General features: G+C 56.4%; 17 protein-coding genes. 10 read left to right on the plus strand and 7 right to left on the minus strand.

Annotated elements, in window-relative coordinates; translation table 11 throughout:
• Position 1 precedes the first annotated feature (1 nt).
• On the plus strand, positions 2–1474 hold the full coding sequence (locus DK872_RS03385) for a glycoside hydrolase family 1 protein (protein WP_007373984.1): 1473 nt from the start codon (positions 2–4) through the stop codon (positions 1472–1474).
• A 9-nt stretch (positions 1475–1483) separates the two neighbouring features.
• Positions 1484–2875, plus strand: a complete 1392-nt coding sequence (locus DK872_RS03390; RefSeq protein ID WP_107146290.1) for a glycoside hydrolase family 1 protein — start codon at positions 1484–1486, stop codon at positions 2873–2875.
• A gap of 186 nt (positions 2876–3061) precedes the next feature.
• Here DK872_RS03390 and rhlE read toward each other — a convergent pair whose 3' ends face one another.
• Positions 3062–4507 carry an ATP-dependent RNA helicase RhlE gene (gene rhlE, locus DK872_RS03395; RefSeq protein WP_107146291.1) on the minus strand — a complete coding sequence of 482 codons (1446 nt, stop codon included), beginning with the start codon at positions 4505–4507 and terminating at the stop codon, positions 3062–3064.
• 304 nt (positions 4508–4811) lie between these two features.
• On the opposite strand from rhlE, the gene cecR reads away from it, so the two are divergent.
• From cecR to DK872_RS03420, 5 genes are read left to right on the plus strand one after another with little or no spacing between them, the layout of a single operon-like run.
• On the plus strand, positions 4812–5486 hold the full coding sequence (cecR, locus tag DK872_RS03400) for a transcriptional regulator CecR (protein WP_007373979.1): 675 nt from the start codon (positions 4812–4814) through the stop codon (positions 5484–5486).
• Positions 5486–6481, plus strand: coding sequence for a secretion protein HlyD (hlyD, locus tag DK872_RS03405; RefSeq protein WP_007373978.1), 996 nt, complete (start codon positions 5486–5488; stop codon positions 6479–6481). The genes cecR and hlyD overlap by 1 nt, the downstream gene beginning before the upstream one ends.
• Positions 6474–8213 (plus strand): ATP-binding cassette domain-containing protein, encoded by a 1740-nt coding sequence (locus DK872_RS03410; RefSeq protein ID WP_090397236.1) that lies wholly within the window; start codon positions 6474–6476, stop codon positions 8211–8213. The genes hlyD and DK872_RS03410 overlap by 8 nt, the downstream gene beginning before the upstream one ends.
• The gene (locus tag DK872_RS03415; RefSeq protein ID WP_007373976.1) at positions 8203–9336 is read left to right on the plus strand and encodes an ABC transporter permease; all 1134 of its coding nucleotides are present in this window, start codon (positions 8203–8205) and stop codon (positions 9334–9336) included. Before DK872_RS03410 ends, DK872_RS03415 begins: the two co-directional genes overlap by 11 nt.
• A gap of 9 nt (positions 9337–9345) precedes the next feature.
• Positions 9346–10452, plus strand: coding sequence for an ABC transporter permease (locus DK872_RS03420; RefSeq protein WP_007373975.1), 1107 nt, complete (start codon positions 9346–9348; stop codon positions 10450–10452).
• On the opposite strand, the gene DK872_RS03425 is transcribed toward DK872_RS03420, so the two are convergent.
• The gene (locus DK872_RS03425) at positions 10414–10824 is read right to left on the minus strand and encodes a YbhQ family protein (protein WP_079518206.1); all 411 of its coding nucleotides are present in this window, start codon (positions 10822–10824) and stop codon (positions 10414–10416) included. The two genes, DK872_RS03420 and DK872_RS03425, sit on opposite strands and share 39 nt — an antisense overlap.
• A 132-nt stretch (positions 10825–10956) precedes the next feature.
• Here DK872_RS03425 and DK872_RS03430 point away from each other — a divergent pair, with 132 nt between their 5' ends.
• Genes DK872_RS03430 through DK872_RS03440 form a run of 3 tightly spaced genes read left to right on the plus strand, consistent with a single transcriptional unit; the run spans position 10957 to position 13927 of the window.
• Positions 10957–11718: an endonuclease/exonuclease/phosphatase family protein gene (locus DK872_RS03430; RefSeq protein WP_071920513.1), complete on the plus strand. Its 762-nt coding sequence runs from the start codon at positions 10957–10959 to the stop codon at positions 11716–11718.
• Positions 11715–12959 (plus strand): cardiolipin synthase ClsB, encoded by a 1245-nt coding sequence (gene clsB / locus DK872_RS03435; protein ID WP_007373972.1) that lies wholly within the window; start codon positions 11715–11717, stop codon positions 12957–12959. The genes DK872_RS03430 and clsB overlap by 4 nt, the downstream gene beginning before the upstream one ends.
• A complete protein-coding gene (locus DK872_RS03440) occupies positions 12959–13927 on the plus strand; it encodes a lysylphosphatidylglycerol synthase domain-containing protein (RefSeq protein WP_007373971.1) in 969 nt (322 codons plus the stop codon). Before clsB ends, DK872_RS03440 begins: the two co-directional genes overlap by 1 nt.
• 74 nt (positions 13928–14001) lie before the next feature.
• Here the strand turns inward: DK872_RS03440 and DK872_RS03445 are convergent, their stop codons facing one another.
• The 5 genes from DK872_RS03445 to moaB are packed head-to-tail and all read right to left on the minus strand — an operon-like array spanning position 14002 to position 16461.
• On the minus strand, positions 14002–14709 hold the full coding sequence (locus DK872_RS03445; RefSeq protein ID WP_007373970.1) for a Bax inhibitor-1/YccA family protein: 708 nt from the start codon (positions 14707–14709) through the stop codon (positions 14002–14004).
• A 58-nt stretch (positions 14710–14767) separates the two neighbouring features.
• Complete coding sequence (moaE, locus tag DK872_RS03450) at positions 14768–15220, minus strand: molybdopterin synthase catalytic subunit MoaE (protein ID WP_144134688.1); 453 nt, start codon at positions 15218–15220, stop codon at positions 14768–14770.
• Between the two features lies 1 nt (position 15221).
• On the minus strand, positions 15222–15467 hold the full coding sequence (moaD, locus tag DK872_RS03455) for a molybdopterin synthase sulfur carrier subunit (RefSeq protein ID WP_007373968.1): 246 nt from the start codon (positions 15465–15467) through the stop codon (positions 15222–15224).
• Positions 15460–15945 carry a cyclic pyranopterin monophosphate synthase MoaC gene (gene moaC, locus DK872_RS03460; protein WP_007373967.1) on the minus strand — a complete coding sequence of 162 codons (486 nt, stop codon included), beginning with the start codon at positions 15943–15945 and terminating at the stop codon, positions 15460–15462. Before moaC ends, moaD begins: the two co-directional genes overlap by 8 nt.
• A gap of 3 nt (positions 15946–15948) precedes the next feature.
• Positions 15949–16461, minus strand: a complete 513-nt coding sequence (moaB, locus tag DK872_RS03465; protein WP_035885936.1) for a molybdenum cofactor biosynthesis protein B — start codon at positions 16459–16461, stop codon at positions 15949–15951.
• Between the last annotated feature and the right edge of the window lie 17 nt (positions 16462–16478).

Raw genomic sequence — 16478 nt, forward strand, 5'->3', positions numbered from 1 at the left:
TATGGCATTTTCGAAAGCATTCCCGGAAGGATTTTTATGGGGCGGCGCAACAGCGGCGAACCAACTGGAAGGCGCATGGAATGTGGGCGGCAAAGGGCTTTCCGTTTCTGATGTCTACACGTTTGATATCAACACGCCGCGGGAGCGCTGGCTCGATCAATGGCTTGGCATGACGCACGCTCAAATACGCGAAGCGCAGGACCCTGGCAGTAAAAAGTACTACCCGAAACGCAAAGGCAACGACTTTTACCACCACTTTAAAGAGGATATCGCCCTGTTCGCCGGAATGGGTTTTAAGTGCTTTCGCATGTCGATTGCCTGGACGCGCATCTTCCCGCGCGGCGATGAAACCACGCCGAACGAAGCCGGGCTGAAATTCTACGACGAGGTGTTCGATACGCTGCTGGCGCACGGTATTCAACCGATTGTGTCGCTGTCGCACTACGAGATGCCGCTGGCGCTGGTGACCGACTATGGCGGCTGGCCGAACCGCCAGTTGGTCGATTTCTACGTACGTTTCGCCACCACGGTCTTCACCCGCTACCGCAAAAAAGTGAAGTACTGGATGACCTTCAACGAGATCAACTGCGTGAAACATCACCCGTATGTCAGCGTTGGTGTGATCGAAGAGGACAATCCGCATCTCGAACAGGATAAATACCAGGGCGCGCACCATCAGTTTGTCGCCAGCGCACTGGCCACCAAAGCCTGCCACGCCATTATTCCCGGCTCGCAGGTCGGCTGCATGATCAGCTACCAGATGCTCTATCCGCACACCTGCCACCCGGATGATTTGCAGGCCTGTGAAGAGATGCAGCGCGTGTCGCTGTTCTTTAGCGACGTGCAGGCGCATGGTTACTACCCGGCGTACACCGATCGCATGCTGGCGGAAAAAGGCGTCACGCTGCAAAAAGTGGTCGGTGATGATGAGATCCTGCGCCAGCACCCGGTCGATTTCGTCTCCTTTAGCTACTACATGTCGAGCACCGTTAGTGCGCACCCGGAAAAACGGGAAATAGCGGAAGGCAATATGGTGACTGGCGGCATCCGCAACCCGTACCTGCCAACCAGCCAGTGGGGCTGGCAGATTGACCCGAAAGGGCTGCGTCTTGCCTTAAACCAGCTCTATGACCGCTACCAGAAGCCGCTGTTTATTGCCGAAAACGGTCTCGGCGCGATCGATACCGTCAACCCGGACGGCTCTATCGACGATGATTACCGTATCGATTATCTGCGCCAGCACGTGGAACAGATGCAGGAAGCGATTGGCGACGGCGTCGATCTGTTTGGTTACACCTGGTGGGGGCCGATTGACGTGGTCAGCGCCGGAACGGCGCAAATTTCCAAACGCTACGGCTTTATTTATGTTGACCAGGATGACATGGGCAACGGCACACAGGCGCGCTCGCTAAAGAAAAGCTATCACTGGTACAAAAAACTGATCGCCTCTAACGGCGAAGACTTACGCGATTAAGGAGCTGAGATGGCTATTTTCCCGAAAGATTTTTTGTGGGGCGGCGCGATTGCCGCCAACCAGGCGGAAGGCGCATGGAACGAGGATGGCAAAGGGCCATCGATTGCCGACGTGGTGCGCGGCGGTATCGCTTCCGGTAAACATGATGCGACGATTGACCCAAATCTCTATTACGCCAGCCACGAAGCGATTGATTTCTACCATCGCTACAAAGAAGACATCGCGCTGTTCGCAGAGATGGGTTTCAAATGCTTTCGTACCTCGATTGCCTGGTCGCGCATTTTCCCGCGTGGCGATGAAACTACGCCAAACGAAGCGGGGCTAAAATTTTACGACGATCTGTTTGATGAACTGCTGAAATACGGCATTGAACCGGTGATTACCCTCTCCCACTATGAGACGCCGCTGGCGCTGTATCAGGAGTATGGCGGCTGGAAGAATCGCCAGTTGATTGATTTCTTCAGCCGCTACTGCGAAACGGTATTCCGCCGTTACCAGCGCAAGGTCAAATACTGGATGACCTTCAACGAACTGAACAATATGAACCGTATGCCGTTCGCCACCGGCGCGGTGGATGCCAGCGCCGGTGCGCAGGATATCTGGCAGGCGAATCACCACCAGTTTGTCGCTAACGCACTGGCGAACAAGCTGTGCCACGACATCATTCCCGATGCGCAAATCGGCTGCATGCTGTCGTTGAGCACCGTTTACCCGGCAACCTGCAACCCGGACGATATCTTCTCTACTATGCAGTTACGCCGCCGTTCGCTGTTTTTCTCCGATGTGATGATGCTCGGCCACTATCCGGCGTTTGCGCCGTGTCTGTTCCGCGAACTGGGCGTGGAGCTGACCATTGCCGATGGCGATCTGCAACTGCTGGCCGATTATCCGTCGGATTATCTCGGCTTTAGCTACTACCGCAGCGTATTACATCAGGCGGGCGGCCAGTTCCGTATTGATACCGGCGGTACTGCCGGGCTGGATAATCCGTTTCTTGAAAAAACCGCCTGGGGCTGGCCGATCGATCCACAGGGTTTCCGTATCGTCTGTAATGAACTGGCAGATCGCTACCGCAAGCCGTTGTTTATTGTCGAAAATGGCTATGGCGGCGTCGATGAGCCGGATGCCAGCGGGCAGATTAACGATCTGGCGCGAATCGATTATGGCCGCCGCCATATTCAGGCAATGGCAGAAGCCATTGACGATGGCTGTGACATTATGGGTTACACCTGGTGGGGACCGATTGATATCGTCAGTGCCGGAACCGGCGAGATGAAAAAGCGCTATGGCTTTATCTATGTCGACAAAGATAACGACGGCAACGGTACGCTGAAGCGCAGCAAAAAACGCAGTTTTGAATGGTATCAGCAAGTTATCGCCAGTCATGGTGAAGTGCTGTAGGGTTGAAGCTCGCATTGTGTTCCCGTGTGGTTGATGGCTGGTGCTGCGGGCGCGGGAAACGCGTCAGGCCTGGCTGGCGCGCGTTAATCGCCGATCGCAAGCCTGATAAAACAACGCCGCCAGTCGGTACATTGCCCGCTGGCGGCGTCGATTGCCGGATAAAGTGTATCCGGCCTGCAAAATGCGTTACTGCGCGGCGCTCGGTTTACGCGGACGGCGACGGCGTGCGCCGTTTCCTGCCGGTTTACCCTGGCTATCACGCGCTGGCTGGGCGTTACCATCCAGACGGCGTGAACCCCCTTCACTGCGGCGTGGAGCACGCGGTTTTTGCGCTTCACCGTCAGTGCGACGCGGGGAGCGCGGTTTCTGCTCCTCACCCTCATTGCGGCGCGGCGCGGACTGACCACGACCACCGCCGCCCTGCCCGCGACCACCACCCTGACGACCGCCGCCCTGGCCGCGACCATTCTGGATCGGTTCGGCTTTGATGGACGGATCCGGTTCATAACCTTCGATGGCAATGCGCGGGATCTCTTTTTTCAGCAGACGTTCGATGTCGCGCAGCAGTTTGTGTTCATCAACGCAGACCAGCGACAACGCTTCACCGGTAGCCGCCGCACGCCCGGTACGGCCGATACGGTGGACGTAATCTTCCGGTACGTTCGGCAGCTCGTAGTTCACCACATGCGGCAGCTCTTCGATGTCGAGACCGCGCGCAGCGATATCTGTGGCCACCAGCACGCGAATATCCCCGGATTTGAAATCCGCCAGCGCACGGGTACGCGCGCCCTGGCTTTTGTTACCGTGGATCGCCGCACTGGTGATGCCATCTTTATTCAGTTGTTCCGCCAGATGGTTGGCGCCGTGCTTGGTGCGGGTAAAGACCAGCACCTGCTGCCAGTTACCCTGGCCAATCATCTGCGACAACAGCTCACGCTTACGTTTTTTATCTACAAAATGCACATGCTGAGTCACCTGCTCGGAAGCGGTGTTGCGGCGCGCCACTTCAATTTCCAGCGGGTTGTGCAACAGCTTTTCCGCCAGCGCTTTGATGTCGTCGGAGAAGGTCGCGGAGAACAGCAGGTTCTGACGGCGCTGCGGCAGTTTTGCCAGCACGCGGCGAATATCGTGGATAAAGCCCATATCCAGCATACGGTCGGCTTCATCCAGCACCAGAATTTCCACGCTATCGAGTTTCAGCGCGTTTTGGTGTTCCAGATCCAGCAAACGGCCAGGCGTGGCGATCAGCACATCGACGCCACCGCGCAGTTTCATCATCTGCGGGTTGATGCTGACGCCGCCAAACACCACCAGCGAACGGATGTTCAGATACTGGCTGTAGTCGCGTACGTTTTCACCGATTTGCGCCGCCAGTTCACGGGTTGGCGTCAGGATCAGCGCACGCACCGGGCGGCGGCCTTTCGCGTGCGGCTCTTTTTGCACAAGCAGTTGCAGCAGCGGCAGGGTAAAGCCAGCCGTTTTACCGGTACCGGTCTGGGCGCTGGCCATCAGGTCGCGGCCTTGCAGTACGGCGGGGATCGCCTGCTGCTGAATAGGGGTCGGCTGAACATAACCCTGCTCGGCGACTGCGCGCAGGATTTCCGGATTCAGGCCAAGGGCATCAAATGACATAACAACTCCACACCGCCCCGACCTGTCACAGGTGTAGTTTTCAGGGAGATATAATTTGACTGATGACAAAAACCACAATGTCATGAAGGTGCGGAGTGTATCAGCTTTTGTGATCGAGCGCATAAATATCCGGCCAGGGATCATCCGCAATCTTTTCGCCTGTTGCAGATCACCCTGCCAGCCCCTTCCAGCATCAGTTGAACCGGTTTCCGCTTCATTCGTCACCTTTTCCTTGCCTGGCGCTGGACAAGTTTCGTCCTGAAGCATAAATTTAATCAATCGATTGATTAATTATTTTGCCCCCATGAATACAACCCCAACGACCAGTAAAGGCGAACAGGCCAAACAGCAGTTGATTGCTGCCGCGCTGGCGCAATTCGGTGAATACGGGCTGCATGCTACCACCCGCGATATCGCCGCGCTGGCCGGGCAAAATATTGCGGCGATCACCTATTACTTTGGTTCGAAAGAGGATTTATACCTCGCCTGTGCGCAGTGGATCGCCGACTTTATCAGTAAGAATTTCCACCCGCATGTTCAGGCAGCAGAGGCGTTGTTCGCGCAGCCGGAGCCGAATAAGGCAGAAATACGCGCTCTGATTCATAGCGCCTGCCGCAACATGATCACGCTGCTCACCCACGATGAGACGCTGAACCTGAGCAAATTTATCTCCCGCGAGCAGCTCTCGCCAACGCGGGCGTATCAGCGGGTGCACGATCAGGTCATTGCGCCGATGCACAGCCATCTCACCGCCCTGCTGGCGGCCTATACCGGGCGGGATGCCACGGATACCGAAACCATTATTCATACCCACGCACTGCTCGGTGAAATTCTCGCGTTTCGTCTCGGGCGGGAAACCTTCTTGCTGCGTGCGGGCTGGTCGCAGTTTGACGAAGAGAAAACCGCGCAGATTTACCAGGTTATCACCTGCCATATCGATCTCATTTTGCAAGGATTAACGCACAGGAGTCCGGAGTGATGAAAAAACCTCTCGTTACGGTGTTGATTGTGGTGGTCGTTATCGCCGCGCTGGCTGGCGGCTGGATGTGGTATCAGAGCAGACAGGAGCGCGCGCTCACCCTGTACGGTAACGTTGATATTCGCACGGTGAATTTGAGTTTCCGCGTTGGCGGACGGCTCGCTTCGCTAAACGTTGATGAAGGCGATGCGATCCAGGCCGGACAGACGCTCGGTGAGATCGATAAAGCGCCCTACCAGAATGCCTTATTGCAGGCGCAGGCCAATGTCTCCACCGCGCAAGCGAAATACGATCTGGCTACCGCTGGCTACCGTGATGAAGAGATTGCCCAGGCTGTTGCGGCGGTGAATCAGGCGCGGGCCGCCTATGACTACGCGCAAAACTACTATCAGCGTCAGCAAGGGTTATGGAAAAGCCGGGTGATCTCCGCCAACGATCTGGAAAATGCCCGTTCCACACGGGATCAGGCGCAGGCAACGCTGAAATCCGCGCAGGACAAGTTAAGCCAGTACCGCACCGGTAACCGCCCGCAGGAAATTGAACAGGCGAAAGCGGGTCTTGAACAGGCGCAGGCCGCGCTGGCGCAGGCGCAACTGGATCTGCATGACACCACGCTGGTCGCCCCTTCCGCCGGGACAATCCTGACCCGCGCCGTCGAGCCGGGCAGCATGCTCAGCGCAGGCGGCACCGTTTTCACGCTGTCGTTAACCCGTCCGGTATGGGTGCGCGCATATGTTGATGAGATCAACTTGCAGCAGGCGCAGCCAGGGCAGGAAGTACTGCTTTACACCGATGGGCGACCGAATAAGCCGTATCATGGCAAAATCGGCTTTGTCTCGCCTACCGCCGAATTTACGCCCAAAACCGTACAAACCCCGGATCTGCGAACGGATCTGGTGTATCGCCTGCGCATTATCGTTACCGATGCCGACAACTCGCTGCGCCAGGGGATGCCGGTAACCGTGCGTTTTGCGGGCGAGGCGCGTCATGAATGAGGCATCCATCCATTTACGCGGGCTGGTAAAACGCTTTCCGGGCATGGAAAAACCCGCTGTCGCAAAGCTCGATTGCGAGATTCGCGCCGGGTATGTCACCGGGCTGGTCGGCCCGGATGGCGCAGGGAAAACCACACTGATGCGCATTCTTGCCGGGTTGATGAAGCAGGACGAAGGCAGCGTGCAGGTGATGGGTCTGGATCCGCTGCGTCAGGATAGCGAACTACACGCCATGCTCGGTTATATGCCGCAAAAATTCGGGCTGTATGAAGATTTAACGGTAATGGAAAACCTCAATCTGTACGCCGATCTGCGCAGCGTCACCGGCGAGCAGCGCCGTCAGACCTTCGAACGCCTGCTGGAGTTTACCGCCCTCGCCCCGTTTACCGGACGGCTGGCCGGAAAGCTCTCAGGCGGGATGAAGCAGAAACTGGGGCTGGCCTGCACGCTGGTCGGCGAACCGAAAGTGCTGTTGCTGGATGAGCCGGGCGTCGGCGTTGACCCGATTTCCCGCCGCGAACTGTGGCAGATGGTGCATGAACTGGCGGGCGAAGGGATGCTGATCCTCTGGAGCACCTCGTATCTTGATGAAGCGGAGCAGTGCCGCGATGTGCTGCTGATGAACGAAGGCGAATTGCTGTATCAGGGCGAGCCGACCGCGCTGACGCAGCGCATGGCCGGGCGCAGTTTTCTTGTCACCAGCGCGCAGGAGAACAACCGCCGCTTGCTGCGTCTTATTCTGCGTCAGCCGCAGGTCAGCGATGGCATGATCCAGGGGCGCTCGGTGCGCATGATCCTGAAAAAAGAGGCGCACGTCGACGAAATTCGCCACGCCGACAACATGCCACCAGTAGAGATCACGGAAACCGCGCCGCGCTTTGAAGATGCGTTTATCGATCTGCTCGGTGGCGCGGGTGCGTCCGAATCCCCGCTGGGGGCAATTCTGCATACGGTGGAAGGCAGCACGGACGAAACGGTGATTGAAGCCCGCTCGCTGACCAAAAAGTTTGGTGATTTCGCCGCTACCGATCATGTCGATTTTGCCGTTAAACGCGGTGAAATCTTCGGCCTGCTGGGGCCGAACGGCGCAGGTAAATCGACAACCTTCAAAATGATGTGCGGTTTGTTGGTGCCTACCGACGGCCAGGCGCTGGTGCTGAATCTCGATCTCAAAGTCAGCTCCGGCAAAGCGCGCCAGCATCTGGGTTATATGGCGCAAAAATTCTCGCTGTACGGCAACCTGACGGTGGAGCAGAACCTGCGCTTTTTCTCCGGCGTCTACGGCCTGCGCGGACGGGCGCAAAACGAAAAGATAACCCGCATGAGCGAGGCGTTCGGGCTGAAAGCCATTGCTCACCATGCGACCGATGAATTGCCGCTGGGCTTTAAGCAGCGCCTGGCGCTGGCCTGCTCGCTGATGCATGAACCGGATATTCTGTTCCTTGATGAACCCACTTCCGGTGTCGATCCACTGACGCGACGGGAGTTCTGGCTGCACATCAACAGCATGGTGGAGAAAGGCGTGACCGTGATGGTCACCACGCACTTTATGGACGAAGCAGAGTATTGCGATCGTATCGGGCTGGTGTATCGCGGAAAGCTTATCGCCAGCGGCACGCCGGATGATTTAAAGGCGCAAAGCGCCGATGCGGATAACCCGGATCCGACAATGGAGCAGGCTTTTATTACGCTTATCCATAACTGGGATAAGGAGCACTGCCATGCATCTTAACACTCTCAGTTGGCGGCGCGTGCGGGCGCTGTGCGTCAAAGAGACGCGGCAGATTGTCCGTGATCCCAGTAGCTGGCTGATTGCCGTCGTCATCCCGCTGTTGTTGCTGTTTATCTTCGGTTACGGCATTAACCTTGATTCCAGCAAGCTACGCATTGGTGTGCTGCTGGAGCAGCAAAGTAAAGAGGCGATGGATTTCACCCATACGCTGACCGGCTCGCCCTATATTGATGCCACGATCAGCGATAACCGCCCGCAGCTCATCCAGATGATGCAGGCCGGGCGTATTCGCGGGCTGGTGGTGGTGCCGACGAATTTCGCCGCGCAGATGGCGCGCGCCAATGAAGTTGCGCCGATTCAGGTGATCACCGATGGCAGCGAACCGAATACCGCCAACTTTGTGCAGGGCTACGTACAGGGGATCTGGCAACTCTGGCAGCAGCAGCGGGCAGAAGATCGCGGACAAACATTTGAACCGTTGATCGATGTGCAAACTCGCTACTGGTTTAACCCGGCCGCCATCAGCCAGCATTTTATTATTCCTGGCGCGGTGACCATCATCATGACGGTGATTGGCGCCATCCTCACCTCGCTGGTGGTGGCGCGCGAATGGGAGCGCGGTACGATGGAAGCCCTGCTTTCAACCGAAGTGACGCGCGCGGAATTGCTGTTGTGCAAGCTGATTCCCTACTATTTTCTCGGCATGCTGGCGATGCTGCTGTGCATGCTGGTGTCGGTGTTTATTCTTGGCGTGCCTTATCGCGGCTCGCTGCTGATTTTATTTCTCATCACCAGCCTGTTTTTGCTCAGCACGTTGGGGATGGGGCTGCTGATTTCCACTATCACACGTAACCAGTTTAATGCCGCGCAGGTCGCGCTGAATGCCGCCTTTCTGCCGTCGATTATGCTATCCGGTTTTATCTTCCAGATTGACAGCATGCCTGCCGTGATCCGCGTGGTGACCTATATTATTCCGGCGCGTTATTTCGTCAGTACGCTGCAAAGCCTGTTTCTGGCGGGCAATATCCCGGTGGTGTTGATGGTTAACGTCCTGTTTTTGATTGCCTCGGCGCTGATGTTTATTGGCCTGACGTGGCTGAAAACCAAACGCAGACTGGATTAAGGAAAACCCATGTTTCACCGTTTACTGACGCTTATCCGCAAAGAGTTACAGTCGTTACTGCGCGAACCGCAAACCCGCGCCATTCTGATCCTGCCGGTGCTGTTGCAGGTGGTGCTGTTCCCCTTTGCCGCCACGCTGGAAGTGACCAACGCCACTATCGCCATCTATAACGAAGATAACGGCAAACATGCGGTTGAGCTGACGCAGCGTTTTGCCCGCGCTAAAGCCTTTACCCATATTCTGCTGCTGAAAAGCCCGCAGGAGATACGCCCGACCATCGATACGCAGAAAGCGTTATTGCTGGTGCGTTTTCCAGCCGATTTTTCCCGCAATCTTGATAGCGGCATCACCGCGCCAATGCAGTTGATCCTCGACGGGCGCAACTCCAACAGCGCGCAAATTGCCGCCAACTATCTGCAACAAATCGTGCAGGATTATCAGCAGGAGCTGCTGAGCGGCCAGCAGAAACCGAATAACAGCGAGCTGGTGATTCGCAACTGGTACAACCCGAATCTTGATTACAAATGGTTTGTGGTGCCGTCGCTGATCGCCATGATCACCACCATCGGCGTGATGATTGTGACCTCGCTGTCGGTGGCGCGTGAACGCGAACAGGGCACGCTGGATCAGCTCCTGGTTTCGCCGCTGTCAACGTGGCAAATTTTTGTCGGCAAAGCCGTGCCAGCGCTGATTGTCGCAACGTTTCAGGCGACGATTGTGCTCTCCGTCGGTATTCTGGCCTATAAAATTCCCTTTGCCGGATCGCTGCTGCTGTTCTATTTCTCAATGCTGATTTATGGCTTGTCGCTGGTGGGTTTCGGCCTGCTGATTTCGTCGCTTTGCGCCACACAGCAGCAGGCATTTATTGGCGTGTTTGTCTTTATGATGCCCGCGATCCTGCTGTCGGGCTATGTATCACCGGTGGAGAACATGCCGGTCTGGTTGCAGGATTTGACCTGGGCCAACCCTATCCGGCACTTTACCGATATTACCAAGGAGATTTATCTGAAGGATGCCAGCTTAACGATTGTCTGGCAGAGTTTATGGCCGCTGGTGGTGATTGCGGCCATCACCGGTTCAGCGGCGTATGCGCTGTTTCGCAGAAATATTGCCTAACTTGCGCTCTTTGGTCAGCAGCGATACCACCGCCGGACCGGCAAGAATAGCCAGCCCGGCAGCGGCCAGAATAAAGTGGTTAGGCAACACGCGGGAAAGCAGCCAGATAACGATCAGCGACGCGCCGAAATACCAAGTGGTAGTCAACTCTTCCAGCACATCGCCGATGCCGCGCCAGCGTGCATCGTGGTGGCGCTGGAGAAACAGCATCAGCAGCACGGACACACCGTAAAGTACGCACAGGCTCAGACCGACGCGCACCAGAGAACCGCTCATCCAGCCCATCACCAGCAGCGCGACTATCAGCATATGCAACATAATCTGCCAGCAACTCAGGCCTGTTACATCACGAATGTGCTGTTGCCACTTCATGGCCTCTCTCCTGAAGAATTTTTGTCTTTCTGAAGAGTACGCGGATTTACGGAAAATTCCGTAACCCCGCCACAATTTGTGACAGGGACTACAATTTATTTTCATGAGGAGAGTGACGCTGGCAGGAGAATTATGACCCAACACGCGCGACATTTTTCATTGAAAGTGCTCACCATCAATACCCACAAAGGCTTTACCGCGTTTAACCGGCGCTTTATTTTGCCTGAGCTGCGTGACGCGGTACGGACCGTCAGCGCGGATATCGTCTGCCTGCAAGAAGTGATGGGCGCCCACGAAGTGCATCCACTGCATGTGGAGAACTGGCCGGACACCACCCACTATGAATTTCTTGCCGATACCATGTGGAGCGATTACGCCTACGGACGTAACGCGGTTTATCCCGAAGGGCATCACGGAAATGCGGTGCTTTCCCGCTATCCGATCGAACACTTTGAAAATCGTGATGTTTCAGTTGATGGCAGCGAAAAACGCGGCCTGCTCTACTGCCGCATTACGCCACCGGATCTCGGCCATTCATTACATGTCATTTGCGTTCATCTTGGTCTGCGGGAAGCCCATCGCCAGGCGCAGCTCACTATGCTGGCAGAGTGGGTGAATGCGCTGCCCGAAGGCGAACCCGTCGTGGTGGCAGGCGACTTTAATGACTGGCGGCAAAAAGCCAATCACCCGCTGAAGACGCAGGCCGGGCTGGAGGAGATTTTCACCCGCGCTCACGGCCGCCCTGCCCGTACTTTCCCGGTCGCACTGCCATTGTTGAGGCTCGATCGGATCTATGTGAAAAACGCCAATGCCAGCGCGCCGACCGCGCTGCCGCTGCGTAACTGGCGACACCTTTCCGATCACGCCCCACTGAGCGCGGAGATCCACCTATGAAATGCACCTGGCGGGAAGGCAACCGTATTCAGTTGCTGGAAAACGGCGACAACTACTATCCGGCGCTGTATGACGCCATCGATCATGCGCAGCAACGCGTCATTCTGGAAACCTTTATCTGGTTTGAGGATAACGTTGGCCGCCAGTTGCAGCAGGTGCTGCTACGGGCTGCCCGTCGCGGCATCAACATCGAAGTGCTGCTGGATGGTTACGGCTCGCCGGATTTAAGCGAACCGTTTGTCAACGAGCTAACCACCGCTGGCGTGGTATTCCGCTATTACGATCCGCGCCCGCGCCTGCTCGGTATGCGCACCAATCTCTTCCGCCGCATGCACCGTAAAATTGTGGTGATCGATAACACTGTGGCTTTCGTTGGCGGCATTAACTACTCAGCAGAACATCTCACCAGCTATGGCCCGGAAGCCAAGCAGGATTACGCCGTGCGCGTCGAAGGGCCGATTGTGGAAGATATTCTGCAATTTGAGCTGGAGAATCTGCCGGATAACGCGCCGGCAAAACGCTGGTGGCAGCGCCGACGCCATCGCCCGGAAGAGAACCGTACGCCCGGTGAAGCGCAGGCGCTGTTTATCTGGCGCGATAATAACGATCATCGCGACGATATTGAACGCCATTATCTGAAGATGCTGGCCAACGCCCGCCGCGAAGTGATTATTGCCAACGCCTACTTCTTCCCCGGTTATCGCCTGCTGCACGCCATGCGCAACGCTGCCCGGCGCGGTGTCTCGGTGAAGCTGATTGTGCAGGGCGAGCCGGATATGCCGATTGTCAAAGTCGGCGCGGAGCTGTTGTACAACTATCTGCTGAAAGGCGGCGTTCAGGTGTATGAATATCGCCGCCGCCCGCTGCACGGCAAAGTGGCATTGATGGACGATCACTGGGCAACGGTCGGTTCCAGCAATCTCGATCCACTCAGTTTGTCGCTGAATCTGGAGGCTAACCTGATTATCCATGATCGTGAATTTAACCAGACGCTACGCGACAATTTGCAGGCCATTATTCGCGAGGACTGCGTGCGGGTGGACGAATCAATGGCGCCGAAGCGCACCTGGTGGAACCTCGGTAAGAGCATTGTCGTGTTCCACTTCTTACGCCATTTTCCGGCCATGGCCGGCTGGCTTCCTGCGCATACGCCGCAACTGGCCCAGGTGAAACCGCCCGTCCAGCCGGAAATCGAGACCCAGGATCGCGCGGAAACAGAACATTCGGGGGTGAAACCCTGATGAAGAAATCCCATCCTCGCTGGCGGCTGGCGAAAAAGATCCTGACGGTGCTGTTTTTTATCGCCGTGGCCGTGCTGCTGGTGCTCTACGCGCAGAAGGTCAACTGGGACGATGTCTGGCAAGTGATTCGCGACTACAACCGCACCGCGTTGCTTAGCGCTGTCGCGCTGGTGATTGTCAGCTATGTACTGTACGGGTTTTATGATCTGCTCGGCCGCGCTTACTGTGGGCATAAACTGGCGAAACGCCAGGTGATGCTGGTGTCGTTTATCTGTTATGCCTTTAACCTGACGCTCAGTACCTGGGTTGGCGGTATCGGCATGCGCTACCGGCTCTATTCACGCCTTGGGCTGCCAGGCAGCACGATCACGCGGATTTTTTCACTCAGTATAACTACCAACTGGCTGGGCTACATCTTACTGGGCGGTGTGATCTTTACCTTTGGCGTAGTGCAGATCCCGGCGCACTGGTATATCGATGAACGCACGCTGCGCATTGTGGGTGTGGTGCTGCTGCTGGTGATTATCGGCTATTTGTGGTGCTGCGCTTTCGCTAAGCGCCGTCATCTGACGGTGAAAGGCCATAAACTGGTGCTGCCTTCATGGAAATTCGCCGTCGCCCAGTTAGTGATCTCCAGCGCCAACTGGATAGCGATGGGTGCGATTATCTGGCTGCTGCTGGGCATGAAAGCGGATTTCTTTTTTGTGCTCGGCGTGCTGCTGGTAAGCAGTATTGCCGGAGTAATTGTGCATATTCCGGCGGGTATCGGCGTGCTGGAAGCGGTATTTATCGCTCTGCTGGCGGGTGAACATGTGGCGCAGGGAACCATTATCGCGGCCCTGCTCGCTTATCGCGTGCTTTACTATTTTCTGCCGCTGCTGCTGGCACTGATCGGTTATCTGGCGCTGGAGAGCCGGGCGAAGAAACTGCGGGAGAAAAATGAACGCGCGATGGAGAAAGTGAGCTGATTGATGAGATGGTGGCTCGCGGGATGAGCAAAACGTAGCGCCATCAGGCGATTTGCCTGATGGCGACTGCCAAATTAACGGCGGTTGCCGAAAATGCGCAACAGCATCAGGAACAGGTTGATAAAGTCGAGATACAGCGTCAGCGCGCCGAGGATGGAATACTTACGCAGCAGCGAAGCATCACGCGTATCGATCTGCTCGCCAATGTTTTTTAGCTTCTGCGTGTCATACGCCGTCAGGCCAACAAAAATCACCACACCGATATAGGTCACCGCCCACATCAGCGCTTCACTTTTCAGCCAGAAATTCACCAGCGAAGCAAGCACAATGCCAATCAGCCCCATAAACAGCATGTTGCCGAAACCGCTGAGATCCCGTTTGGTGGTGTAACCGTACAGGCTCATCGCGCCAAACATACCGGCGGTTACCACAAAGGTCGCGGCAATAGATTGCGCGGTGTAAACCAGCAAAATACTGGAGAGCGTTAGCCCGGTCAGCGCGGAATAGAGCATAAATAGCGTGGTCGCCATGCCCGCACTCAAACGCTGGATCAAGCCGGAAAGTACAAATACCAGCGCCAGCTGCGCGATAATCAGCCCAAAAAAGGTTATCCGGCTGGAGAAGACAAATGACATTACCGCTTCACTGTTGGCCGCATACCAGGCGACAAAAGCGGTGAGCAGCAGGCCGCAGGTCATCCAGCCATAGACCTGCGCCATATAGGTCTGAAGCCCGGTGCGGCTCTGCTGGACGATAGAATCAGAACGAGGATAACGGTCCATAGTCACTCCTGATAGATGGGATTACATTACTAAGGTTAACACATCCCGGTTCAATGAATTACCAACGCTGTGCAGCCTGCTTATCGCTGTCGCGGGCTTCAACCCAGCGATCGCCTTCCGCGGTGGCTTCACGCTTCCAGAACGGCGCGCGGGTTTTCAGGTAATCCATAATAAATTGCCCGGCATCAAAGGCGCTGCTGCGATGGGCGCTGGCGACGCCGACAAACACGATTTCATCGCCCGGCCAGAGTTCTCCGACGCGGTGATAAACCGTTACGCGGCCAAGCGGCCAGCGGCTGCGCGCTTCTTCAACGATTGAAGCCAGCGATTTTTCAGTCATGCCCGGATAGTGCTCCAGCGTTAATGCGCTGACGCTGTCGCCGAGATTGTGGTTGCGCACTTTGCCGGTAAAAGTTACCACGGCGCCATCTTCATCATTCGCCGCCAGCCAGCTGTACTCTTCTCCGACGTTAAATGCCGCGCGCTCGACACAAATTCGCGTTTCGCTCATTTCAGCCTCCGGTGACCGGCGGGAAAAACGCCACTTCATCACCGCTGCTTAATGGGTGATCGAAGCTGACCAGCGTCTGGTTCACCGCCGCCAGCAGCTTGCCCTCTTCGAGCGCCAGCGCCCAGCGATCGCTCTTTGTCGCCAGATGCTGGCGCAGCGCTTCAACGGACGGGAAAACTGTCTCAGAGACCAGGCTGTCGCAGCCGATCAGTTCGCGTACCTGCGCAAAGAAAAGAACATTAATCATCGTGTTGCACCTTAAAATCTCCCGATTTACCGCCACTTTTTTCCAGCAGGCGCACCGGGCCAATCACCATATCTTTCTGCACGGCTTTACACATATCGTAGATAGTCAGCGCGGCAACCGAAGCCGCCGTCAGCGCTTCCATTTCGACGCCGGTTTTACCGCTCAGACGGCAGACCGCTTCGATGCGCACACGGTTGTGCTCCGGCTGCGCCTGCAACTGGACTTCCACTTTGCTCAGCAGTAACGGGTGGCACAGCGGGATTAGCTCCCAGGTGCGTTTCGCCGCCTGAATGCCCGCAATACGCGCGGTGGCAAACACGTCGCCTTTGTGGTGGCTGCCTTCGACAATCATCGCCAGCGTGCGGGCCTGCATAGTGACAAACGCTTCCGCGCGCGCTTCACGAACGGTTTCGGCCTTGGCGGAAACATCCACCATATGCGCTTCACCCTCGGCATTAATATGGGTCAGTTGTGACATAGCTTACTTCTTAAGATGAGGATGGAAATTACACGGACGCGTGCGCGCATCAAGCTGTGGCGCAATGATATTTTCCCAGGCGGTGCGACAGGCTTTTGTCGAACCAGGCATGGCGAAAATCAGCGTCCTGTTGGCAATACCAGCCACCGCGCGGGACTGCAATGTCGCGGTGCCGATCTCTTCGAAAGAGAGCATGCGGAACACTTCGCCAAACCCCTCAACTTCACGATCGAACAGCGGCAGCAGCGCTTCCGGTGCCTGATCGCCTTCGGTCAGACCCGTGCCGCCGGTGATCAACACCACCTGCACGTCGTCGCTGGCGATCCACGCGGAGACCTGCGCACGGATCGCGTAGCGGTTCTCTTTGACAATCGCTTTCGCCACCAGCTGATGACCGGCATCGTGCGCGGCGTCGCGCAGCCAGTGACCGGAGGTATCGTCCTCTTCACCACGACGGTTTGACACCGTCAAAATAGCAAGCCTGAGCGGAATAAATTCAGCGCTGACCTGGCTCATCTCATTCTCCTTGCGGC

The organism is Kosakonia sp. MH5, assembly GCF_009935945.1.
GTDB classification, from domain to species: Bacteria; Pseudomonadota; Gammaproteobacteria; order Enterobacterales; family Enterobacteriaceae; genus Kosakonia; species Kosakonia radicincitans.